The following is a 23,654-nucleotide window of genomic DNA, read 5'->3' as shown; positions in this document are numbered from 1 at the left end:
CGGCCGCGTGACCGGCCACGACCAGGAGTAGAGCCGCGGCGATCGTCAGGCATAGAACCGCAATCCATCCGGAATTGGCGCGTTGCGACGGGGCATCGGCGCTGCCGTCGCGAAGGTCGGGACCGACAACGGCCGAGACGAATCGTATCCCGGCCTGAAGCGGGTTGATCCTGGTTCCCGCGCTGAAATGAGCCGGCATCATCAGCATCATGCCCTCGTCGCAGGAGGCCACGATGTCACGCCGCCGGGGCCCAAGCGGAGCATGGATCGGCTGCCGAGAACATCATAATAAACGTGGTTCAGCGCATGCGCGCAGGCATCCCAGTCCGGCAGGGCCAAATCCGGGACCTCCCGATGCGCCTCCAGTTCCTGGGCCATGGCGGCGGCCAGCTCTCCAGGACCGGCGTTGGGCGGAATCGCCCGGCACAGGCCATTGGCGGCCAGCTCCCGCAGACCGGACGTGTCGCTGACGAGGACCGGACGGCGCAGCGACAGGGCTTCCATCACAGCGATCGGATGGGCTTCGTATTCGCTGAACAGCACGAATAGCGCGGCGCTCGCCAGCAGGTCTGCCATTTTCTGCCGCTCGGATCCGGGGATGCCCGCAATGGTGACCCGCTTCTCGAGGCCGAGCGTCGCGACGAGGCGCCGCAATTCTCCCTCGTAAGGGCCTGTTCCAACGATGTGCAGTCGCACGTCCGGTACCCGGCGGATCAGTTCGGGCAAGGCCGCGATCGCCCGGTGATGGCCCTTGTAGCGCTCCAGCCTGCCGCCCGAGACGATCAGATGCGGATCGACCTTGATGCCGGGGCTCGGAGCCGGCATCGCAGCGCCGTTCGGGATGACGACAAACCGTTCGCGCGGCACGCGCATTCTGGCGCTGAAGAAGCTGGCCTCGAATTCGGAGACGCCGATCAGCCGCGCGGCGCGGGCCACCAGCGGTCGAAGCAGCGCGTGCTGTGTGCCGCGCACGGCATTGCGCAGCCGGGAGGAATGCCCGCCGCTGTGGAAGGTCAGGATGAACGGCAGGTCCCCGCGAAGGGTCGCGAGCAGCCCGATCGGCGCCACGAAGCTGTTGTAACCTTGGAAATGGATCAGATCCCATGCCCCGCGCCGGATCGCGGTGTAAATGCCGGGCGCAACATAGAGGTCCAGCTCCCTCGGCCAGGCCGGCACGCGCTGCACGCGCATACCGCGCACCTCCTCCTCAGCCGGCAACTCCCCCGAGGGATCGGTAGTGAGCACGTCGACGGCGTGGCCACGCGCCACCAAGCGGGGACCGACTTCCTGGATGTGAGTTTCGATGCCACCTATGAGGGGGTAGCAGCGAGCGGCAACCATCAGGATTCGCATCAGGTCTGTCCACCGACAACACAGGCTGTCGCGCTCCGCCTGCGCTGTTGGTGCACCCTCTCGCGCAGGATGGTTTTCAGGACGCGCCAGCCGTCCGGCATGGCGCGCAGATGGCTCACGCCGCTGATGCGCGGAGCCTCGAAACTCGCCACCTCGACGATATTGAGGTGGTTCTTCAAGGCCCGCACGTTGATGAGGGTCTCGATCTCGAACCCATCGCAATCGCAGTCCAGCGTGGCGACGTGCTTGGTCCAGAAGGCTATGTATCCGTAGCATAGATCGGAGAACCAACCGCCATAGAGCAGCCGCACGAACAGGGTCAGCCCCTTATTGCCGAACATCCGGAACAGCGACATGTCGTCGGTGCCGGCGCCCTGGATAAAGCGTGAACCCTTAACGAGATCCGCGCCGGCCATCAGCGCACTGACAAAGACGATCGCCTCCTCCGGCACCATGGAGCCGTCAGCGTCCAGCATGACGATGATTTCGCCTGTGGCGGCCAGGAATCCCGCTTGCAGTGCAGCGCCCTTGCCCCGCCGGGGCTCCATCACGACCTTCACGTCCTCTCGCAGGCGGCGCGCGACCGCGACCGTATCGTCAGTCGAACGACCATCTACGATAATGATCTCATGCGCCCAGTTGGGGATGCGCGGCAGAAGCCACGGGAGGTTCTCGGCTTCATTGAGCGTCGGGACGACGAAGCTGACTCGGGGCAGAGTCAGTGATCCCCGCAGCGCGACATTTAACGGGTCAGGCGGCGATGTGGCACCGACGGGGGCGAGAATGCCGGAGAGACGGGCGTTCATGGCAGCGCTTTGAGGTCGTACGATGGGACCCATCCGGGGAGCATATTGTGCTTCCATGACCCCATGAGCTCCCCGAAAATCCGGTGCTCCACATAGCGCGCACGCAAATGCGCGGCCAGCGACAAGCCGCGGCGGCCAGCTCCAATGACCGCCACATCCACGGATGTGCTTGATCCAACCATATGCGGACTCCCGGCCGTTATGAAATGAAGATGAAATGAAAGAGGATTGGCAAGCTTGTCGCCCCCTAATATTGGGTTGTGATGCGACGATTACTGATGCAGATCTGAAATGGAAGGACGATAGATGGTTATGAAAAGCAAATAGATGATTAGCTCTTTTGGGGTATCCCTACAGGTTATTTCCAGCCATACGACCAGCGCGGATAGTACGGCAGCGGCACCGATCACCTTCAGCAGCTGTGTTGGCAGCGTTGCCAAACCCGTTTTAGACCTCTGGGTCCACCTTCAACCCCAGCGAGGACATTCATCGACCCGCGGCTGGGACTAGCTCACAGCGACACTTTCTATTGAGCGAACCGTGCAGAAGGCAGCGAAGCTCGCCGGCGCGAAGAAATGAACGTCCAGCGCAACGCTGACTTGCCACTGGCCAGAAGCTGCGAAGTGCAGGTGGGCTCGCTCCTTCACTCGGCCGTGATTTCCGAGCTTATTTTGTGCCCGAGAAGGGTCGAGCGCGCCCGGCCCTTCGCAGGCGGGGCACCTTGCGCTCGACCGCCTGGCTACGGGTAACTAACCCGGGCAAAGCCGGCCAAGAGAGCGACCGCCCACGCGGTCCCGAGACCCCGCGCGGTCCCGAGACCGGCGCGTTGGGTATCAGCACACGATACGAGGTCGTGACCTCTCGCAAACCCCGGATATGCCCGAACAGGTCGATCACCTCCAGGCCAGACCGGCGATTGTAGGTGTGACACCCCAACGCTCCGGACCAAATGCGACCGACCGGGGTCTGGGCAAACTCCGACGCGCCGAGCGCATCAATCTGGCAGAACGTCACCGCGCCGCCATAACCGCGCGCGCAGTCTTGGACCGGGCGTAGCGTGCGTCCGCCATGTCGGATGACGGCGCCTGCGGGACGGCTGAGCCTTGCATCGAGCAGGACGGGGTTGGCGGCATGGGGCGTCCAGGACCCAGTCAGGCTCTCGGCACGGTAGAGGCTGAGAAGATCCCAGGATGTGGACCTCCAAAGCCTTGGGCTGACGAAAAACCAAAAGCCGCCCTCATGGCAGAGCGGCGTGGTATCGTAGCCCTCAATGCCTTCCATGAGACAGGCCTCCCGCGTCCACCGGTAAGGGAATTCCACTGCCCTGTAGAGGCTGACATTCTTGGCCGCCCCCGATTCGGGGATCATCCAGATCTGCCCATCCTGCTCGAACACGAACGGGTACGAGAGGTGATGCGGTTCCTCTACGACGATCCGGGATGCGCCGGCTGTCCCGTCCCGGTTCACTGCCACGACCGCAATGCACCCCCGGTTCTTCGAGTAGAGGTACTGTTCGACAAAGATGAAATTCTGCCCCTGGTGCCGGAACGGGAACGGGTCGGCAAGGTAGCTGTCGGCATTTCCGGTGAGCACCCGGAAGGCTGCTTCGCCTTTGTCGAGCAGGCTCGCCGATTCATCGAAGCGCCAGCCAATCCCCCACATCCTGCCGCCCCTCGCCAGGACGTCCAAAAGCCCGATCGCCTTCGATGCAACCGTGCCGCTCGCCCTTGCAAGCGCCGAAAGCGCGCCAAACGAGGGCACTGCCGTCCGCGGACCGCGGATACCGGACGCAGTTGAACCGCTTTCCTCGCACAGGGCTTTGAGGATCAGCGGCACAGCGCAGGAAAGGGCGCTGTCGAGCCTCGCTGCCAATAATTCACGGTCTGCACTGGCCGGACGCGCCGTCCACGGCCGCAACGGGCGCGCCGTGTCATGCAGGTCGACGAGAAGATCCTGATGATTCACCCAGGCCGCCACAACTCCGATCTCGCCGGGTGCGCCGTTGAAGACCGGGGTGAGCACGCGCCGCCCCGCCGGGAGCGATTCTGCGCCGCTCAAATCGATCACCACATCCACTTGGTCGGCCGGAGGCGGCGGCAGGCACCGCAGCGCCGCCTGGACGGGGTCGATGGCGCCGTTCCCGCGAAAGCCACAGACCAGTTGTTCGAGTTCCAGCAGCAGACGGCAGATTATCGGCAGCGGGCAGCGACCGGCCGCCAAAGCGCAGAAGACTTCGTTGCCGGGCACTTCAGCGAGCGCTTCTGCCAGCCAGAGGTGCCACCGCAGCAGCCGGGACGAATCGAGACTCAGGCAAATGCGCATTGTTGTTCTCACGGCCGATTTCAAAAAGCCAGCTTACAGCTTCCACGAGAACCACCTCAGGCGATCCGCCTACCCTGGATTCCGCCGCAGGCACGCGAGCCAAGGGCGGCAGATAGAAAGCCGCAGCGCGACAGGATGGTTTCCACCCACCATGGTTGCGGGGACTCGCCATGTCGGGAGCCGAACACTTGATTGGGAGATGCCTGAGCACGGGTCCATACTCGAGCGACTGGAAACGGCTAAGCACCACTATGCCCGAACGACGCCGTGGCTGTGTGAGGTCAGAGGAGGTAATCCTTAGGGGCCATTGCACCCTGTGGCCGGCGAGAGCCAAATGCCAGGATGATCATCGACTGGCAACGAGTGAAAATGGGCTGCGGAACGCCGGACTGCGGGTGCTGGTGTCCGCGTTGCTGTCCGTTCCGGCAGTCGCGAGCGCCGCGGACGATCCGTCGGCAACATCCCTCATCAAGACTTCCGGAACGAACTTTGCGTTGGACGGCAGGCCGTTCTTCGTGACCGGCGTAAACAACCACTATCTGACCTACCGGTTGCAGGCTGAGGTCACCCGCGTGCTCGACGACGCGGTGGCGATGGGCGCCAATGTGGTCCGCACCTTCTCCAGCCGGTGATCGGGTCGCTCGACGGAAGCAAGCCTACGATGGCGCAAACCTCGGCCCTGGTTGGTAACTTTTTATGCTGAAAACCGGCTTCCGGGTAGGCCGAATCCCGCGTGGAAGCCTGCGTTTCAAAAACCAAGACCATCGCACGTCTATCAAAGAGTTTGGACAGACATTGGCAGCTCAAGTCGGGAGAATTCCTAGATGCGTATTCTGATGCTTGCGCAATCCTATATGTCGATTGGCGTTGGCCAGCGGGGCCACGTCCGCAACCTAACTATCGGTCTCGCCCGCCGCGGTCATGACGTTGCCGTTGCCACAATCGGTCAGCCTGGATCCAAAACCGGGCAGCCCGAGGATGGCGTCAGCAGCGAATGCCGGCAGCCGCCCCCTACCATCTCAGTGATTATCTGTGCCTACTCCGAGGACAGATGGGAGCTGTTGCTTCAGTCGGTGGCCTCGGTTCAGGAGCAGACCTTGCAACCCCGCGAGATCATCGTATCTGTCGACCAGCCCCTGTTCCACCGTTGTGCCGCGCACTGGGCTGACTTCGCAGCATCCGCCCCTCCGATACGGGTGATCCAGAACAAGTATGACGGGCACCTGGGGGCGGCCCGAAACACGGCAGCCGAGACAGCCACTGGAGAGATCCTGGCGTTCCTGGACGACGATGCGGCGGCCGACAGGGACTGGCTCGAGATTCTCATCGAACCCTACCGGGATAAGCGCATCGGCGCCGTCGGCGGGCGCCCCATACCGGTTTTCGAGACGAGCCGCCCGGCCTGGTTTCCTGTGCAGTTCGACTGGGTGTTCGGATGCGCTTATGACGGCCTTCCGACCAGCCGAGGTCCTTTGGCTCACCTCATAGGAGCCAACATGTCGGTGCGGCGGACCCTCCTCGAGCAGGTGGGAGGGTTCCACTCCGACCGTCACGACGACATGGACATGTGTCACCGCGTGGCGCACCTCAGGGGCAGTGAGGCAGTCATCTACGAACCAGCGGCGACCGTTCGCCACTTCGTGCCCGCCTCACGGCCGACCTGGAGGTACTTCTGGCGCCGCTGCCTGTTCGTCAACAAGGGGAAGGTCGAGGCCTTTGCCCAGATGGGCGACGCGGCCACACTGGGTGCAGAGGCCCGCTTCGCCTGGTACGCGCTGACCAAGGGCCTACCGCGGGAGATTTTGCAGGCGGCCAAGGGTGACGCCCACGGGCTGGCCCGGTCCGCGGCGATAGTCGCTGGCGTGGGGCTGGCCGCGGTAGGCCACGTCGCCGGCCGGATCGAGCTGGTGCGGCGCTTGCGCCGGCGGCGCCAACAGGCAACCAAGCAGATACTGGACACAGCCGCGCAAGGCGATGGGCGCGGCAAGTAGATGCCGTCTTCGATAATCATTGGTTCGGGTCCGGCTGCAGCCGCCGCCGTGTTGGCGCTGTCCGATAAACCGGACGAGAAGGTAACCGTGTTCGATCCGGGCACCGTGCTTGACGCGGAGACGCAAGAGGTAATCTCCAGGATGTCCAAGCTGCGTGTCGACAACTGGGATGAGGAGGACGTCCGCGGGGTCAGCCTGCAACCCAAGCGGATCCGGTCCGATTCGCTGCCTGAAAAGAGAAGCTACGGATCCGATTTCCCGTTTGTCAACAAGGGCCAGCTCGACGGCGTCCACTCCGAGGGTAGAGTCAACTCAGCTGTCATATCAAGCGCCTACGGGGGGTTCAGCAACGTCTGGGGAGCCCAGATCATGCCCTTCAGCGCCGCCTCGTTCAAGGGATGGCCGTTCGACTTCTCGGATATGGAAGAGCACTATCGGACGATCCTGGGTCACATTCCTTTCGCTGGAGAGTCCGACGATCTCGAGGAGTGGTTCCCGCTCATCGGATCCCCGGACCCGCTTCCGCCGCTGGCGCCGCGGACGCAGATGGTCCTGGCCAACTACGACCGGCACCGCGATCGAGTGCGCTCCACGGGAATAACGATAGGCCGCGCCCGCCTCGCCTTCTCAGCGCCCGAATGCCAGCCCTGCGGGCTGTGCATGACTGGGTGCCCGCGGTCGCTAGTCTATTCGGCCTCGCACAGCTTCGATCGCTTCAGGCGCAGCGGGAGGATCGCCTACCACAGCGGGCTGCTGGCGGTGCGAGTTGACCAGGAGGGCGACACGGCCGTCGTGCAGGCCCGGGAGCTGTCCAGCGGCCGGATCCAGCGATTCACCGCCGACCGGGTCTTCGTGGGCTGCGGAGCAGTCGGGACCACCCGGCTGATCCTGGGCTCGCTCGGATCGGACCAGCCGGTATATCTTTCGGAATCGGCTCAATTCGTTCTTCCAATGATGTCCATGAAGCCGACCCCCGACCCACGTACAAGGCGCGAGTTCACACTCAACCAGTTCAACATGGTCATCGTCCGGGACGACGAAGGCTTCGATGTCTCACAGATTCACTTCTATCCGTTCAACCAGGCATACTACGATGCGCTTCCCGGCTTCCTCCAACACCGCGCCGCCGCCTTCGTGACGGATCGGCTCCTGAGCCGGTTGACGGTAGGCCTGGGCTACTTGCCGTCCTGGGCATCACCCAAGGTCCGGGTCACCGCCCAGGTGTCCGCAGCTCCTGATGAGCTACCCAAGATCACCCTCACTTCAGAGGGCTTCGGCGAGGCCAGGGTCAGGGGCAAAGACGTGCCTCCGATGCTGCCTGACGTAATAAAGCGGATCCGCAGGGCGGCACCTTACCTTGACTTGTGGCCAGTCACGCCGCGGATGCTGTGGTCGGGCGGGGCTAAGAGCTACCACTTTGGCGGCAGCTTTCCCCACGCCAGTGAGCCGGATACCGGGAGTGCGACGACAGACCGCCTCGGGCGGCTGGCGCGCTGGGACCGTATCCATCTCATCGACGGGTCGGTTTTCCCAAATGTTCCAGCTACTACCTTTACCCTGACTGTGATGGCCAATTCTCATCGCATCGCCTGCGAAGCGATGCAGCTGACGGGTTGAGCGTTCTATGCGTGTCGGTATCACCGGAGCCAACGGATATGTCGGGACCATCCTGCGTGCCGCCTTCGCCGAAGAAGGGCATGAGGTCATCGCGTTCGCCCGTTCGAACCGGGTGACCTCCGACTCTGCCGCCGCAATGGTTGGCGTCGCCGAGTGGCGCCCATACGAGATCAAGCGCCCGCCGTCGGGGGCCGCATTGAGCGACCTAGATGTGCTCATCCACGGTGCATGGGACCTGGCTCTCGTCAGCGCCGGCGATGTGTGGGGTGTCAATGTGTCCGGCTCGCAGCACCTCCTGCGTAATGCCGCCGACGCAGGGGTTCGCCGGGTCATTTTTATCTCCTCGATGTCCGCCTGTAAGGGAACCCGACAGTTGTACGGTCAGGCGAAGCTGGCCTGCGAGCGCACCACCAGCAGTCTGGGAGGTGTCTCCACCCGCCTCGGACTGGTGTACGGCCCCGGTTGGGGCGGGATGGCAGGCGCGCTCCGCAAGCTCACCAACCTGCCAGTCACACCTCTCATCGGAGCGCGCTCCCATCAGTTCACCGTGCATGAGGCGGACATGGCAGCCGCCATGGTGCGTATTGCCGAGTCGGACATGCCCCTGCCGGAACCGGTAGGGCTGGCCAACCCCGAACCGGTACCGTTCCGACGGCTCATGAAAGAGATCGCCGCATCACAAGGCAGAACACTGCGCGCCGTCGCCGTGCCCTGGCAGCTTGTCAGTGGCGTCCTCAAGGCAGCTGAGGCCCTGCATGTCCCCCTACCCTTCCGATCCGACTCCATCCTTGGGCTCGTGCACCCGGCGGCAGAGGTTCCCGGTGTAGAGCGGCTCAAGCAACTCGGAATCGAGTTTCGGAGCTTCTCGCTGGAGCCCTAAACAGTATGGGAGATCCCACGGCCTTGCCGTGTGACACTAGCAGTTGGACGTTTCCGGGCGTCGACGACTTTCGCCTTCGTGAGCCTCCACGCTTGAGCCGCTTGAGAGGCTCAAGTCTGAAGGCCCCCGGCTTTGCCGGGTGGATGGCTACTCTAGCACATTGCGTGGATATTCTCAGTCGAAGACCGGCGCGATGCGCCAAGAGACATTACCCGCAAACAGCGAAATTGTGCGGTCGGCGCGGTAGCGAAGGCGTCTGGATGCGCGAGGCCGGCGAGATCGCTGAGGAAGCTGAGGCGGCCGGCCCTCGCGACGCCGTCAGCGCGTCGAGCCAACGACCTTCATGCAGCCTCGCTCGGCACGCGGCCTATCGGAGGTAGCTCATAGGAAAGCATTATCGCGTCTACGTTCTGAACGAACACGGCCAATTTATGGGCGGGGTCAACCTCGCCTGCACGGACGACGATGCAGCGAAAGAGTACGCCAACCGGTTAGCAGTATGGCCATGAGGTGGAGCTTTGGCGACTGGTTGCGCAGTTTGTGCCAAGGCCGCCGTGGAAGTCGCGATGAAATTCTCGGACGACCTGATGCGCGAGTCCTCCGTCGCTCAGAAGTACGACGAAGCTTCGCAGCGGGGAGCCGGTTTTCCGAAAGAGACTAACGAACGGCGTTCAGTTCAAGTCGCTGTGCGAAGCGCTGGCTCGCAGACCTGTCAGGAAGAAACAGCACATCGGCAGATTTGGTGCCGGTTGTTCTGGCCTCAATCTCGGATTGGCTTGCCTTTCGGCGCCCGGTCCGGGTCAGCCAGTATGCCTCGTATCCGTTATCCGACAAGAGGCGCAGGACTACCAAAACCGACGCCCCGAACTTGTTCAATCCCTGGTCGGAAAGTTCGACGAACAGGGCCGGGCGGGCGAACCTCAGGATCTCGATCATGCCCTGAAGCGTCAGCAGTTCGGCACCCTGCACATCGATTTTCACGAGCGCCGGGCGCCGGGGTCCCTTGTCCGCGAGCAGTCCGTCGAGCGTCACGGCGGTGACCGGCACGCCGGTACCGTTCTGGGAAAGCTTGTGGTCGGCCGGATAAAGCGGGTTGATTTCGAGAAAGGTCGTGCCGGGCTCGGCGGCGGCGACCACCCTCAGCGCCTCGACGCGGCCAAGGAGACCCGCGCGCTCGAGCGCGCAAATCAGGCCGCTGTAATTCTGATCCTCCGGCTCGATGGCGATCACCTTTCCGCCATCACCGACCCATTCAGCAAAGCGGAGCGAGAAGAAGCCGACATTGGCGCCGACGTCGATGACCAGCGATCCGTCTGGCACGAATTCCCTGAGCTGACCGATTGGGCCTGCTTCAAAATACCTTTTGTACAGGGGATAAAGCGCAAGATAGGCGCGGTGGAAAAGCGGAAGACTCTGCAGGCCGAGCTTGGCGGTCAGCACGTATAGCCTGATAGCCGAATCTCTTAGGAAAACTTTGAGCATTCAGGAACCATCCATGACACCGATGCAGGATTGTTGACAGTGACTTGTCGAGGGGCCCCGCTCGGAGGGCCGCATCGCAACGATCTTCGTTCGGCTATGCAGACTTTATCACTCGATCAAGGCCTGATCGCGGGAATAAGGAGCTACCTCCCGAGGATCGGCGTCGACACACCGCCCCAAGACCACCTGGCTGGATAATGCCGCCACCGCCACGAGCCGGGAGGTTTCCAAATTACGAACATCAGGAGCACTTCCTCGCATCACCGGCTGGCGTGGCTCAGCTCGGAAAAACCATTGTTTGGTCCCGGCGAACAGCTTCGCTGAGTACGCTCCCGAGCCCAGCCCGGTGACCCAAAAAAACGTGGTCTGGTTCGCCCTGAGGCATGTGGACGGCATTCAACGGCGGCCGACGGACGAAGTCCAAACCCTTGCCCGGACCGCACTATGTTTATGGCTTCCTCACGCCGGCGCCGAACGAGCCGATCCATCCCAAGGTCATGCCGTAATCACACCGCGGATGAGGAGCACGACGTTTGGATGTGCGTGCGACATGGGATGAGGCGACGGCGTTGCTGCGGCCGGATGATGGGCTGAAGATTGTAATGCGCGGCGAGGACAAGAGGGTCAGGCAGCAGCCTTAGACCGACTGAGACTTCTATAACCCGGTGCCCTATGGTCGCATCGAGGCCCACCTGCCGCGCCGCAATAAAGTCGGGGTAACCAGTCCTCGTCGTTTCACTATAAGCTTGGCTGTGCCATCGGTAAGCGGCGGCGACCATTGCAATCGCATCTTGGTCAAGCCCCTCGTTACGAGGAGGGCAATATGAAAAGTATATCGAAGTACATTTGTTTCACAGCGCTCATGATCGTCACGTGCTGCACGAGTGGTGGAGGTGGTGGATCGTCGCTGCTACCGCCGGCTGGGTACACTACCAGTCAGCTGATATTCGAGGACACCTTCACGGGGCACTCGCTCGACTCCACGAAGTGGACACCGGCGATCGCGGACCAGAACGGTATCTGGCAGCAGAGCGTGCCGTCGCCGTACTCCGCGGTGAACGCTGGCGGATTCAACGCCGAGTACTTCGACCCGGCTCAGATCAGCACTGGCCCATCAGGCTTGAAGATCGTTGCGACGAGAAGCAACCGGTTCGCCGGGTACACGTGGAAGTCGGGCGCCATCTGCACGCACGGCAAGTTCACGTTTGCCGGTGGCTACGCCCAGATACGCATGAAGCAGCCGGACGTCAGCACTGGCGGATGGCCAGGCTTCTGGCATCTCGAGGGCGGGGCCGAGATCGACACGCAGGAGGGCGGGTTCCTCAACGGCTCCGTGTCGAGCAACGGAGTGCTGGCAAACGCCTTGTTGGCTGCCACCAACGAGCAGCGGTTCTTCGATGCTGGTGTGGACCTGTCGGTCGACTACCACGTCTGGGGCATGGAGTACATACCGGGCGTGTCAATCAAGTTCTATTTCGATGGTGTGCTCAAGCGAACCGTCACTACGAACGTGCCGACCGATGCCATGACCCTGCTCATTAATCTGAGTATCGCCAACAGCAGCGCGTCTGGCTGGCACACGGCCTACGACAGTTCGACCCCGGCAACGCTCGAACTGGAGGTGACCGACGTTCAGGTCTACCACCTGAGCATGACCGACAGCATCGAGGGGTGACGATACGAAAGTGAGCGCTGCGTACTGCTCGTAGAACGGAGCAGGAACTAAGCGGCGAGTAGCGAGACTGGCCGGCGCAGCGGCCGCAAGCCGTCGGTGGGCGTCGGATCGGCGCCCCAGACGTAGTCCCCCGTCAGACCGACATGCTCTCACCCTAGCGGCGCGACGTGCTTCACGAACTCGGCCTCAACGGTGCGCTTCCCGCAGGTGAGCATGCCGATAGCGAGCACATTGACTTTCATGAACCTCAGGAGGTCGATGTCATCCTTGTCCCATTCGATCACCTGCGATCGATCATGGCAGCGGTTCGATCGGCACGGTTCGTCGACCCGCACGGCGGCGGTTATCCACGCGGAGGCAAATGAGATTGATGCGGCGCGCCCGACGCCTTCAGCTGAAGCGCCTCGCAAGTTGGGCGGTGAGCTTGTGCGAGGGTCTCCGCGGCGCCGATCGGTTCCGCGAAGGCGCGACGGACTTCGATCAGTTCCTGCGGGGCGGATCGACTCGATTGGCTTGCCGACATGGCCGGTCGCGAGGCCGACGAGCCAACCGGCTCACTGGACAGTGGTACCAGCGATGAGAACCTATCACTGTTCGGGGGCCTTCATCGCGACGGTCACACCATCATCCGGTTCCGCATGCCACCGAATTCGCCGATCGCGCGGGCCGACAGATCACGCTGCACGAATCCTCAACGACGATGTGGCATCGGGCAAGAATTCGCTTCTGAACGCCATGAGGTTGCTCCCATGAGTCTTCTGGAGAGCCTGCGAATCGCCACGCACGCGCTTCGCGGGATCAGGCTGCGGAGCGCCTTGACCGTTCTTGGGATCGCCGTTGGCGTCGCCGCACAGGCGAGCGCGGTGCAATTCAGTCCGGATCAGCAAAATGGGGCTACCCCTGAGGAACGATCGCGGATCGGAGAAAACCATGCGATGAATTCAGAATGACGCGTGAGACGCATGACCTTAACGACGAGCGCAGAGCTTAACGCCAAGCCCGGTCGAACTCCCGGCTCTCCAGCGGTCAAGGCTTGTAAATGGAAGTTGTCATTGCAATCCCGAAGACTTAAGGCGCCAAAGCTTACGCACGAATAGGGCAAATCCGATTGGGTGAACCGCACGCTATTCTTGTATCGGGAGTTGCGGGCTTCGTAGGAAGCAAGCTCGCAAGGCTCTTTGTTGATCGTGGATATCCGGTCTTCGGCTTTGATGACCTGTCACGAGGTTCTCGGCAAAACCTAAGTGGCCTCCTCACGCATGAGAGGTTCATTTTTGAGAAGGTGGATCTCTCAGACGCCGGTGCAGTGAGAAGCCGCTTTATGAATTGTCACAGTCGCATTCCGATTTCCGAAGTTTGGCACATGGCTGCCAATTCGGACATTGCTGCGGGAATCGCCGATGCCTCTGTTGATCTACGCGACACCTTTCTATCGACGTTCAACGTGTTGAACGCGATGAAGGAGGCGGGGGTTCCGTTCCTTGCTTTCGCTTCCAGTTCAGCAGTATACGGCGATTTGGGAGAGGCTCCGATTAGAGAGGATGTCGGGCCGCTGCTGCCCGTTTCCAATTACGGTGCTATGAAGCTCGCATCGGAGGCGCTAATCAGCGCTGCCGTCGAGAACTGGCTAGCTCGGGCTTTGCTCTTTCGCTTTCCGAACGTGATCGGCGTCCCAGCAACACACGGTGTCATTCTAGATTTCGTGAGAAAGCTTCGGATCACGCCAAACAAGCTGAATGTTTTGGGATCGGGGCGACAGCAGAAAGCATATCTTCACGTCAATGATCTGATTGATGCAATTGTATACTTGCGTGCGAACGCATCCGAGCGGCTTGGCTATTACAATATCGGCCCCGGGGACAACGGGGTAACCGTTAGCTTCATAGCGGAGACGACTGTCGGGGCTGTCGCACCGGGCGCGGGGATCGAATATGGAGTTGAAGACCGCGGTTGGACGGGGGATGTTCCCCGATTTTCCTATGACATAGCAAAAATCAGTGCACTCGGTTGGCGGCCCCAGCTTGGTTCGGCTGATGCTGTTCGAAAAGCCGTCGTAGAAATCGTGCGACAGGAAGGACACCTGTGATGCAGGCGGTTGTACTTGCGGGCGGTCGAGGGACGCGGCTCAGGAGCCGGACAAGTGACTTGCCTAAGTCGCTGGTCAACGTTGGCGGCAGGCCACTTCTTGAGCATCAAATCGTCCTCGCCAAGCAACACGGTATCGAGAGGATCTTGATTCTGGTGAACCACGCTGCCGAGCAAATCGTGGAGTTTTGCAATCAGCGCGAGAATTGGGGGATTGACGTTCTTTGCGTAAATGACGGTGCGCCTCGCGGGACTGCTGGAGCAGTTCTGTCCGTTTTGGATCTGCTCGACGACGACTTCCTTACGATCTATGGCGACACGATGCTCGACATCGATCTCACCCGCTTCAAGTGCTTCCATGAAAAACACAAGGCAGCAGCCGCAACAGTTTTCACCCATCCGAATGATCACCCGCATGATTCCGATCTGATAGACACGTCAGAAGACGGTATGGTTACCGCGTTCTATCCATATCCACACGATCCCGGTTGCTATTACCCCAACAAGGTCAGCGCGGCTCTTTACTATATTCGAAGACAAGCTTTATTCCGGTGGCGCGCCACAGTAACTCCGCTCGACTTTGGCAAAGACCTTTTTCCTGAAATGCTTCGGGCCGGTATGAAAATTAGAAGCTACAACAGCCCTGAGTACATAAAAGACGCCGGGACCCCGGCGCGACTTGACAAGGTTTGCGCCGACTTTGAATCGGGCTGCATAGCCCGAGCTTCCCTCACTTCTCCGCAGAAAGCAGTATTTTTGGACAGGGATGGGTGCATCAATGTTGACTATGGACACATCGATCGTCCCGAACGCTTCGAACTGATTGACGGAGCTGCGGCCGCGATCGCTTGTTTCAACCGAGCCGAATACCGGACAATTGTCGTCACTAACCAACCCGTTGTGGCCCGAGGCAATTGCTCTGCACGAGACTTGCGGATGATCCATAACAAGATGGAGACTGAGCTTGGCCGCTGTGGAGCTTTTGTTGATGCCATCTATTTCTGCCCGCACCATCCAGATCGCGGCTTTATCGGTGAGGTGGAAGAGCTGAAGATCCGCTGTGAATGCCGCAAGCCTTCTATTGGGTTGATTAATGAGGCCGTCGAGGCATTCAATATCGATCGCAGCCAATCCTGGGTCATCGGCGATTCATCTACGGATGTCGCTCTTGCAAAGCGGTCTGGCATCAGATCGATCCTCGTCGAGACGGGCGCGGGCGGGTTGGATAGCAAGTATCATGTCACGCCTGACTATACTGTCTCAGACTTGTTGGAGGCAGCTAAGTTCATTCTCGCCGTTCATCCACCCTTGATAAATTCAGCATCTGATCTGATCTCCCATGTGAAGCCAGGTGATGTTTGTTTCGTAGGGGGCCTCTCCCGGAGCGGAAAGAGTTTTCTTTCCAGCGCTATCGCGGAGGTTCTTCGCGGGCGCGGCTTTGAGACGGAAATCGTTGCTCTTGATCGCTGGATACGGTCCGTCGCGGATCGCGAACCAACCGTGATGGGTCGCACCAATGTGGACGAGATCAGGCAGGTTCTAAGCCGCTTAGTGGGAGTTCGCTCTCGCGAGACGCACGAACTGCCCTTTTACGAAAAGCTCAGCCGCATATCGCATCCAAGATCGGAAAGGATAACCGTTTCTCCGGAAACCGTCCTGGTCGTGGAAGGAACCGTCGCTCTTTGGCTGTCCGATCTGGTTTTGGGCGGTCGTGCACACACATTTTTCGTTGATATTGATGAGGAGGTGCGGATGTCCAGAGTAGCGCGAGAATACTTGCGGCGAGGTATGGATTGGGGGACTGCAGCCAGTATTTACAGTTCGCGCCAAGAGGACGAGACACCGATCGTGTTGGCATCGCGGGCGCAAGCTGAACATTGCGTCCAATTGCGGGCGATTGAGCTGACAGAGGCAGTTCAATGATCATTAGTCAGACGCCGTTTCGAGTCAGCTTTGTGGGAGGTGGTAGCGATCTTCCTGCCTTCTATCGGCAGGAAGGTGGCGCCGTCCTAAGCGTTGCTATCGACAAGTACGTCTACGTGAATGTGAACCGCAAGTTCGATAGTGGCACTCGAATCGCTTATTCGAAAACGGAAGAAGTAGACAGTGTTGAGCACATCCAGCATCCGATTGTAAGGGCGACGATGGGATATCTTGGGATCCCTGGAGGAGTTGAGATAACAACTATTGCCGATATTCCTTCGAAGGGAACAGGACTTGGATCCTCAAGCACTTTTACCGTTGGCCTTCTGCATGCACTAAACGCGTTTCGTGGGCAGTATGTCTCCAAAGCAAGGCTCGGCGCTGATAGTTGTCGCATTGAGATCGAACTTTGTGGCGCTCCCATTGGAAAGCAAGATCAATACGCCGCCGCTTTTGGGGGGTTGAATCTTATCGAGTTTCACCCTGATGAAAGCGTCTCGGTGTCACCAATCATATGCCCAGGTGATTTTATCGCTTCAATTGAGAAACAAGTTCTCATGTTTTACACCGGCATTACGCGTAGTGCTTCAGACATTCTCGTCCGACAGTCAGAGGGCATCGCAAGAGCACCGGACAAGCGGAAAGCGCTCAGGCGGATGGTCGAGCTCACGTATCACCTTCGTGATGAACTGCATCGATGCAACCTCGACGCCTTCGGCGAAATCCTCCATGAGAACTGGCTCTTAAAAAAGAGCCTCTCTGAAGAAATCACGAACGATGTAATCGATGGCTGGTACCGAACTGCGTTGCGAGCAGGTGCCACGGGCGGCAAGTTACTTGGAGCAGGTGCAGGAGGTTTTCTCATGTTCTTCGCGCCTCTCGATCGCCACGACGCAATCAAAGTAGCCCTCGGGGAGCTAAAGCATATCCCTGCGAAGTTCGACTTCGTCGGGAGTCGCATCGTTCATTATCAACCGACATCGGAGGCCACCCAATGAATGACTTCAGCGGCAGCGCTCAAGTATATTTCGAGAAGCTAGAGACCGTTCTGGCTTCATTAGATCACCAGAGCTTTGATAACGCAGTAGCCTTGGTCGCGCAGGCACAGGAAGACGGCAAGCAAATAATCACCCTTGGAAATGGTGGCAGTTCACTGACAGCGCTACACTTTATCACGGACTGGAACAAGAGCATCTATCTCTCTACGAAGCGCCCGTTTCGTGGTCGGACGCTGATCGACAATGTGGGCCTTACATTTGCCTACGCCAACGATGTTTCTTTCGAGGATGTATTCGTCGAGCAGCTGAAGAACATCCTGAACGATGGCGACTTGGTCATTGCCATTTCGGGCAGCGGGAACTCGGAAAACGTTTTGCGCGCTGTTCGATACGCTAATGATCATAGCGCAGTCACGTTGGGTCTTTGTGGATATAGTGGAGGAGCGCTCAAGCAGATCGTCCAACACGTGGTTTGGGCGAATGTGAATGACATGCAACTAGCGGAAGATATACATTCTATGTTCGGGCATGTCGTTATGCAGCGTCTTTGTTTTGGAGGTACACAACAGTGGAGCGATTGGCGACAACGGCTCAGCGCTGCTGGAGGCCTCAATTCAAATCGAGCTGGCGCCGAGACGGCTTGGCAACCCTGATCGAGAACAAGCCATGCCGCAGTTGGACGAACGCGGCCAATTTATAGGCGGGGTCAACCTTGCCTGTACATACGACGATACGGCGAAAGAGCAGGCCAGGCGGTTCGCAGACGGCCGCAAGGTGGAGCTTCGGCGCCTGGTTGCGCCGTTCAAATTTGACAATCCGCGGGACCGGCCCGCGGCTACGAAGCGCCCTCGCGCCCGAGGGCGACGTTTCAGCCATTTCAAAGAGCCACTTAAGGACCATACTTCCCTTGGGTCTTCGCGCTGTTCAGATCTTGAAAAATTCGATCCTGATGCAGGCGCGCTGGCGTGGCGATCAAACGGCCTGTCCGGTGCTGTAGGGGCTGCGCTCGATGACGGTGCCAGCCTTCCACCTCGATCCGCGCAAACGGCACGGTCGAACATCCGGGCCTGCAGTTCCACCCACAAGCACGTCAGCTATTCTAGTCCGCCACGCAGCAACGGCAGATATTCCGGCTGCCCCTCTCGATCACCTCATGGACACGGGCGGTGCGCTCGAGCCACGGATGCCCAAACCAGCGCAACATTTCAGCCGAAGGACACGGTTTTGGTAGGGCGTCCGGAAGGCTGTTTCGGTGCGGCCGTTCGACACACTGCCTACATTAGAAGGTGTTAATAAGTTATCGTCTAGCCTCATTCTCGCCGCAAATGGCAGGTTGGGTTACGTACATCGTCCTCGAATGATCAATTCACGCAGGTACAATGCCGTGTGTGAATAAGTTAGAGAACGAAAATACCTGCGTTTTACTTAGGGACGCGGGTCGAATTAAAACAAAAAAACGCAATGAGCTAATGGTATACGGTACTTACACTATACGACAAGCTCGACGGTACGTCTGCCGGAAGAGTTGCCCTCACTTCAATCCGGCTGCGGCTGGAACCGTTGAACACCTTGCGGGGCGTCGGCAGCGACAGCGTATATGGTTCAAGGAGGAGGCCCTGATGGGCATTCCCGTTGACAAAACTCACCTTCGAGGGCGGGCTCAACGTTAAGCTCGCTCGACAATATGTCTGGGGCGAGGACTTCCAAATCTCCGCTACTTTGCAATCCGTTCGCGTTGCCTAGCTGCGGGCATGCTCATGTCGCGTGCCTCGGCCATGCGCGGCAGTAGAAATCCCTTTTTTCAACCTCAAAGAGGATCACCGAATGGCACTTTCCACACCTGCAGGCTTTGCCTCTAGCGACTTGGTCTACGAGGAGGACTTCTCCGGTACGGCGCTCGACAGCAACTGGCACACCTACATCACCAGCAATGCCGCTAATGGCTGGCCGTGGAACGACAATGGATCGGGCGGAAGTGGGATGGGCAACCAGTTTAACGCCGAATACTTTATGCCGAGCCAAGATACGGTGAGCAACGGGCTGTTGAATCTCACGGCAATCCAACAGCCCGTCAACGGCGTGGTTCAGGGGACGGCACAAACATTCCCGATCACGTCCGGCGCCGTCAGCAGCTATGGCAACTTCGAATTCAACGGCGGCTACCTTCAGATCAGCATGCAGGCGTCGAGCGGCGACGGCGCGTGGCCAGGCCTCTGGATGATGCCCGGCCAAGGCGCGGGCAGCAGCGGCGACAATTTTGAGATCGATATACAGGAGGGTGGCTTTACCGGCTCGGGGCCCACAGACCATAATTTCGCCTGGCACCTCCACGGGCCGTCAGGGGCGACCGGTGGCGTCGTCGACAGCGGCGTCGACCTCACGGCGGGTTTCCACACGTACGGCATCAACTGGGTGCCCGGTGAATCGATCACCTGGTATCTGGACGGGAAGCAGATGGCGCAAGTGACCAGCGCACAGGCAGTGATCCCGGATGAACCGATGGAATTGATGATGAGCAATTCGGTCGCGAATTCGAACGCGACCGGATGGCGTACGGCTCTCGACAGCTCGACCCCATCGTCAATGCAGATGCAGATCGACGAGGTGCAGCTCTATCAAAAGATAGGTAGCGGCGACACTGTCACGGGGGCGAACGTCGCTCCCCCAATCACTGGCTCGACCGCGACCGAGACTGGGTCTGGAACCGGGACTGTCGCTCCTTCCGGCGACACCAGCGATGGCACCTTGTACGGCACCAGCGGCGCCGATGTATTGCATGGAACCACTGGCCACACGATGATCGGCTATGGCGGCAACGACACTTACTATGTCGATAATGCCAACGAGAAGGTGGTTGAGGCAGTGGGCGGCGGCAACGACAGTGTGATCGCCTCGGTGAGCTATGCGCTTTCGGCCGGCTCGGAGATCGAGCATCTCGCCACCAACAACCCGTCCGGCACGAAGACGATGACCCTCACCGGCAACGAGTTCGCCCAGACCATTGAGGGCAATGCCGGCAACAATGTCATCAACGGTGGGCTCGGCGCCGACGTCTTGACCGGTTACGGAGGCCACGATGTCTTCTCGTTCAATACTGCTCTTGGAGCCGGCAATGTCGATAAGATCACGGACTTCAAGCGCTCCCAGGACACGTTCCATCTCAGCGATACCGTTTTTGCCGGGCTTCAGCCGGGAGGGCTTCCATCCAAAGCTTTCTTTGTTGGTGCAGCCGCGCATGACAGTTCCGATCATATCATCTACAACAGTGAAACTGGGGCGCTCTCTTTCGACAGTGACGGGGCCGGCGGCGAATCGCAAATACAGTTCGCCACTCTTTCCCCACATCTCTCGCTCGCCGCAGCCTCATTCTATGTGACCTGAAGGAACGCGGGGCTGCCGTGACCAAACAAGGACTGGATAAACAGCACCTCAAAGCCACGATCCCGAACCGAAGTCAGCGTAGCAAAAGGCGGGAGCCTGGTTTTCGGAGAAGATCTGCTCAAGCGAAAGAGATGGGTTCCATCCCGATGCCATCGGGATGGAACAGGCTCTAGTTGTGAGCTTCTGTAGGTTGTCCATTCGGACCGAATCGAGGAGACTGGAGTACCAAGCTTCGGGTCCGAATGAACATCCCAGACTGGCAGGCGCAGCATCATCAGCTACTTTCTCTCGCCAATGATGCAATACAAGCAGGAGACACTGCGAGAGCGGTAAGCAGCCGGTTTGCAGCCGACGAAAGTTCGCCCTCCGGTTTCAACTCGAGAGCGCCGCAATCTTGTCGAGGCGCAGCCAAAGCATGCGATACGTCAAAGGCGGGAGCGGTCGGCTCGAAGCTGCATGACCAAAGCCGGGTGTGGAAGGTCGAACTGCAACAACTCGCTCGCGAGACAGGCCTCGCGCTCCACATGGCGTCACCATCCGACGGGCACATCGATGTGGAGCAACATCGAACACCCTTGTTCTGCCGCATCACGGACGGCGCCCTCCTCGATCGCGCGACCCGGGTCGAGCTGATCGCAGTAACGACAACCAAACGGGCTGAAGTTGGGCGCGCGGTCGATTCCGCGAGCGACGAAAAAAGGGAACAAGTGAACGATGTCGAGATGGAGGCGCTCGCCATCTAAGGCGACGCGTTCATCCGATGGGACTACATCATCCGCCCGAGATCAGTGGCAAATCGGAGCAGTTGACGGGTCCTAGCCAGCTCCCTCCCCTGCGCAATAAAGACCAATGCTTGCAGGTGACGCCGATTTGGGAAACTATTGACCTGCTAGGCCTCTCACGCGGTTGATGTGGTTCAGGCTGCCGCAGCTCAATTCGTGGCGATCTCTAAAACCGACCTCGTTGTGCTGGGAAATACAAGTGCTGACGTCGCGGCGCTCATTCCTGAAGCTCTTTGGCGCCGTGTCGCTCGCGACATTCGGTCTGGCGAGTTATGCGCTCGCGATTGAACCTCGGTTTCGACTGCGTGTCACTCGCTACAAGGTCCTACCGCCGCGCTGGCCGACCACAGCCAAGCCCCTGCGCATCGTCGTGATCGCTGACATCCACGCCTGCGAGCCTTGGATGCCGGTTTCCAGGATCGACGAGATCGTCGGTGTTTCGAATAGCCTGCAGCCCGACATCATCCTTCTCCTTGGCGACTATGTGATGGGCGTGCTTCCGCGTTATGCCACCGGGATCGTGCCCGACACTGTTTGGGGCAATTCACTTTCGAAACTTTCCGCGCCACTCGGCTGCCACGCCATTCTCGGCAACCACGACTGGTGGCACGGTGTCGATAGCGTCCGCGCAGCTCTCGTCGACAATGGCATTCCGGTCCTCGAGAACACTGCCACGCTTATCCGTCAGCAGGATGGCCCAGCATTCTGGCTCGCGGGTCTTGGCGACCAGTGGGCCGTGCAGTTGTCTGGCGGCGTGTATAAGGGCGTCAACGATCTGCCTGGAACACTGGCCGCAATACCGGACGACGGCAATCCGATATTGCTCCTTGCCCATGAACCGGACATCTTCATTACTGTCCCTGACCGTGTCAGCCTGACGTTATGCGGCCATACGCATGGCGGACAGGTGCGCTTGCCATTCATCGGCCCACCCATCATCAACTCAGCCTACGGACAGCGCTTCGCCTACGGGCATGTCGTCGAGGGTGGGCGGCACATTATCGTATCCGGGGGTTTGGGCGTATCGTGGCTGCCGGTGCGTTTCGGCGTGTCGCCGGAGATCATAGTCGTCGATATCGGCTCGAAAAACTCTCGTCCTGTCGACGAATGACATCTGCTGTCCCAGAGAGACCTGCGTGCGCGGACCGTTCCGCGCGAGGGTATTTATGGTCGTGTACATGCGGTCGGGGTTTCGCCGTGTTCCCATCGCCTTCCAAGACGAACGCAGCACAGTCCATCATCCTTTCTCCGGACGGGCGGAGTTCGGCGGATAGCTCTCGACCGGAATGTTTTAATGAGCTGAGCCAGGCGTCCAAAACACCTTTCTTCGACATTCTCGGGGAAGGGAAAACCTGAATGCGGTCAGCGGCAGCTTGCAGCCCATCCTTGTCGTTGGCGCCCGAGCAAAACGCATCTTGGAGCCTGCAAATGGGCATGCTTGCACGAGACCTCCTTTCGGCCATCGGCGGGCATACTCCTTTTGGATGAGGCGGCGCGAACCAGCGTTTTAGGACTACTCCAATTCCTGAAGGGGCCCGCGCCCGGCGGCGTGCTAGGACTGTTGCGCGCAATAGCGGATCAAAACCGTGACCCTCGACATACTCGGCCAAGCCAGGCCGAACACATTCGTCTTTGAAAGCAGTGCTCTCATCAAAGCCACTGGCTTCGGGAATACGACACGCGCTGGTGGTTCGGCCATCCAGACCGGGAGAAAAAGCCCGAACTCAACCTGATGGGCATGCAGGCGATCGGCATGGCGTTTCGCACCTTGATCGGCCGAATAGGTATAGTTCCCGACACCATCACTGGTCACTACTTGCACAGCTGCCATCTAGTCTTACTGAGTCAGAAGCCTATGATATTGTCATCAATGCTGAGGTTCCGGACCAAGCCGATGGGATGGACTTAGCACTGCCGATCCGGGCAAGCGGCTGGATAAACGACCTCGTTGTCCTCGAAGAACTCGACATGAATGCGGCGCTCGCAGCTGCCAAAAAGGCTGCCGGCGTTTACAAGCCCGCCGGCTGATTGGACAACTGGCTGTACATTGAAGGCAGCACGGTTCCGGTTGAACGCGCCGTGCTGCCAAGTCTCAAGGAAAGACACGCTGCGGTTTCGGAAAGCCGAAGCAGGCGCGGCATTGGTTCTGCTTGATACCGCGCCGACAGCGAACGCGACCGGCTCAGGAGGTCAGAAACGGAGGTCATGCCGAGTATCGCGGTAGGGACGCCCATTACTGGGCGCCCCCCGCTCAGATCCGAGCGAGCCCGATTTGAGCACTCGGCTCCTACCTTGGGTGGCTGACGGCGAAGCGCGCATTGGGCCACGGGTGAAGGATGCGTGGTTTGGGGAGCCAGTC

At 59.8% G+C, this 23,654-nt stretch carries 19 protein-coding genes; 14 read left to right on the top strand and 5 right to left on the bottom strand.

Going from position 1 to position 23,654, the window contains the following annotated elements:
- Positions 1-207: 207 nt before the first annotated feature.
- The 3 genes from NKJ55_RS14985 to NKJ55_RS14975 all read right to left on the bottom strand — a co-directional run bounded on the left by NKJ55_RS14985 (position 208) and on the right by NKJ55_RS14975 (position 4,481).
- Positions 208-1,353, bottom strand: coding sequence for a glycosyltransferase family 4 protein (locus NKJ55_RS14985; protein ID WP_352450580.1), 1,146 nt, complete (start codon positions 1,351-1,353; stop codon positions 208-210).
- A complete protein-coding gene (locus NKJ55_RS14980) occupies positions 1,353-2,159 on the bottom strand; it encodes a glycosyltransferase family 2 protein (protein ID WP_352450579.1) in 807 nt (268 codons plus the stop codon). The genes NKJ55_RS14985 and NKJ55_RS14980 overlap by 1 nt, the downstream gene beginning before the upstream one ends.
- Positions 2,160-2,825: 666 nt before the next feature.
- Positions 2,826-4,481, bottom strand: a complete 1,656-nt coding sequence (locus NKJ55_RS14975) for a glucosamine inositolphosphorylceramide transferase family protein (protein ID WP_352450578.1) — start codon at positions 4,479-4,481, stop codon at positions 2,826-2,828.
- Between the two features lie 395 nt (positions 4,482-4,876).
- Here NKJ55_RS14975 and NKJ55_RS14970 point away from each other — a divergent pair, with 395 nt between their 5' ends.
- From NKJ55_RS14970 to NKJ55_RS14955, 4 genes are all read left to right on the top strand, one after another.
- Complete coding sequence (locus NKJ55_RS14970) at positions 4,877-5,113, top strand: hypothetical protein (RefSeq protein WP_352450577.1); 237 nt, start codon at positions 4,877-4,879, stop codon at positions 5,111-5,113.
- A gap of 192 nt (positions 5,114-5,305) precedes the next feature.
- Positions 5,306-6,472 (top strand): glycosyltransferase family 2 protein, encoded by a 1,167-nt coding sequence (locus NKJ55_RS14965; protein WP_352450576.1) that lies wholly within the window; start codon positions 5,306-5,308, stop codon positions 6,470-6,472.
- Entirely contained in the window at positions 6,473-8,089 is a 1,617-nt protein-coding gene (locus NKJ55_RS14960; RefSeq protein ID WP_352450575.1) for a Rossmann-fold NAD(P)-binding domain-containing protein, read from the top strand.
- Positions 8,090-8,096: 7 nt separating this feature from the next.
- Positions 8,097-8,969, top strand: coding sequence for an NAD-dependent epimerase/dehydratase family protein (locus NKJ55_RS14955; protein ID WP_352450574.1), 873 nt, complete (start codon positions 8,097-8,099; stop codon positions 8,967-8,969).
- A 657-nt stretch (positions 8,970-9,626) separates the two neighbouring features.
- Here NKJ55_RS14955 and NKJ55_RS14950 read toward each other — a convergent pair.
- The gene (locus NKJ55_RS14950; protein ID WP_352450573.1) at positions 9,627-10,409 is read right to left on the bottom strand and encodes an FkbM family methyltransferase; all 783 of its coding nucleotides are present in this window, start codon (positions 10,407-10,409) and stop codon (positions 9,627-9,629) included.
- Between the two features lie 865 nt (positions 10,410-11,274).
- Between NKJ55_RS14950 and NKJ55_RS14945 the strand changes: the two genes are divergently transcribed.
- A complete protein-coding gene (locus NKJ55_RS14945; protein WP_352450572.1) occupies positions 11,275-12,126 on the top strand; it encodes a glycoside hydrolase family 16 protein in 852 nt (283 codons plus the stop codon).
- A gap of 149 nt (positions 12,127-12,275) precedes the next feature.
- On the opposite strand, the gene NKJ55_RS14940 is transcribed toward NKJ55_RS14945, so the two are convergent.
- Positions 12,276-12,461: a hypothetical protein gene (locus NKJ55_RS14940; RefSeq protein ID WP_352450696.1), complete on the bottom strand. Its 186-nt coding sequence runs from the start codon at positions 12,459-12,461 to the stop codon at positions 12,276-12,278.
- Between the two features lie 186 nt (positions 12,462-12,647).
- Here NKJ55_RS14940 and NKJ55_RS14935 point away from each other — a divergent pair, with 186 nt between their 5' ends.
- The 9 genes from NKJ55_RS14935 to NKJ55_RS14895 all read left to right on the top strand — a co-directional run bounded on the left by NKJ55_RS14935 (position 12,648) and on the right by NKJ55_RS14895 (position 23,323).
- Positions 12,648-13,076, top strand: a complete 429-nt coding sequence (locus NKJ55_RS14935; RefSeq protein ID WP_352450571.1) for a hypothetical protein — start codon at positions 12,648-12,650, stop codon at positions 13,074-13,076.
- Positions 13,077-13,234: 158 nt separating this feature from the next.
- Positions 13,235-14,212 carry an NAD-dependent epimerase/dehydratase family protein gene (locus tag NKJ55_RS14930; protein WP_352450570.1) on the top strand — a complete coding sequence of 326 codons (978 nt, stop codon included), beginning with the start codon at positions 13,235-13,237 and terminating at the stop codon, positions 14,210-14,212.
- Positions 14,212-16,134: an HAD-IIIA family hydrolase gene (locus NKJ55_RS14925; protein ID WP_352450569.1), complete on the top strand. Its 1,923-nt coding sequence runs from the start codon at positions 14,212-14,214 to the stop codon at positions 16,132-16,134. The genes NKJ55_RS14930 and NKJ55_RS14925 overlap by 1 nt, the downstream gene beginning before the upstream one ends.
- Positions 16,131-17,132, top strand: a complete 1,002-nt coding sequence (locus tag NKJ55_RS14920; RefSeq protein ID WP_352450568.1) for a GHMP family kinase ATP-binding protein — start codon at positions 16,131-16,133, stop codon at positions 17,130-17,132. The genes NKJ55_RS14925 and NKJ55_RS14920 overlap by 4 nt, the downstream gene beginning before the upstream one ends.
- Positions 17,129-17,785: an SIS domain-containing protein gene (locus NKJ55_RS14915; RefSeq protein ID WP_352450567.1), complete on the top strand. Its 657-nt coding sequence runs from the start codon at positions 17,129-17,131 to the stop codon at positions 17,783-17,785. Before NKJ55_RS14920 ends, NKJ55_RS14915 begins: the two co-directional genes overlap by 4 nt.
- A 1,171-nt stretch (positions 17,786-18,956) precedes the next feature.
- Complete coding sequence (locus NKJ55_RS14910; RefSeq protein ID WP_352450566.1) at positions 18,957-20,513, top strand: family 16 glycosylhydrolase; 1,557 nt, start codon at positions 18,957-18,959, stop codon at positions 20,511-20,513.
- A 242-nt stretch (positions 20,514-20,755) separates the two neighbouring features.
- Entirely contained in the window at positions 20,756-21,256 is a 501-nt protein-coding gene (locus NKJ55_RS14905) for a hypothetical protein (protein ID WP_352450565.1), read from the top strand.
- A gap of 280 nt (positions 21,257-21,536) precedes the next feature.
- Positions 21,537-22,406, top strand: a complete 870-nt coding sequence (locus NKJ55_RS14900; RefSeq protein ID WP_352450564.1) for a metallophosphoesterase — start codon at positions 21,537-21,539, stop codon at positions 22,404-22,406.
- A gap of 788 nt (positions 22,407-23,194) precedes the next feature.
- Positions 23,195-23,323: a hypothetical protein gene (locus NKJ55_RS14895; protein ID WP_352450563.1), complete on the top strand. Its 129-nt coding sequence runs from the start codon at positions 23,195-23,197 to the stop codon at positions 23,321-23,323.
- Positions 23,324-23,654: the final 331 nt, after the last annotated feature.

Source organism: Mesorhizobium sp. M0106 (assembly GCF_040322715.1).
Classification (GTDB): domain Bacteria; phylum Pseudomonadota; class Alphaproteobacteria; order Rhizobiales; family Rhizobiaceae; genus Mesorhizobium.
Note: the sequence above shows the minus strand (reverse complement) of the source record. Positions and strands in the feature narration are given on the sequence as shown.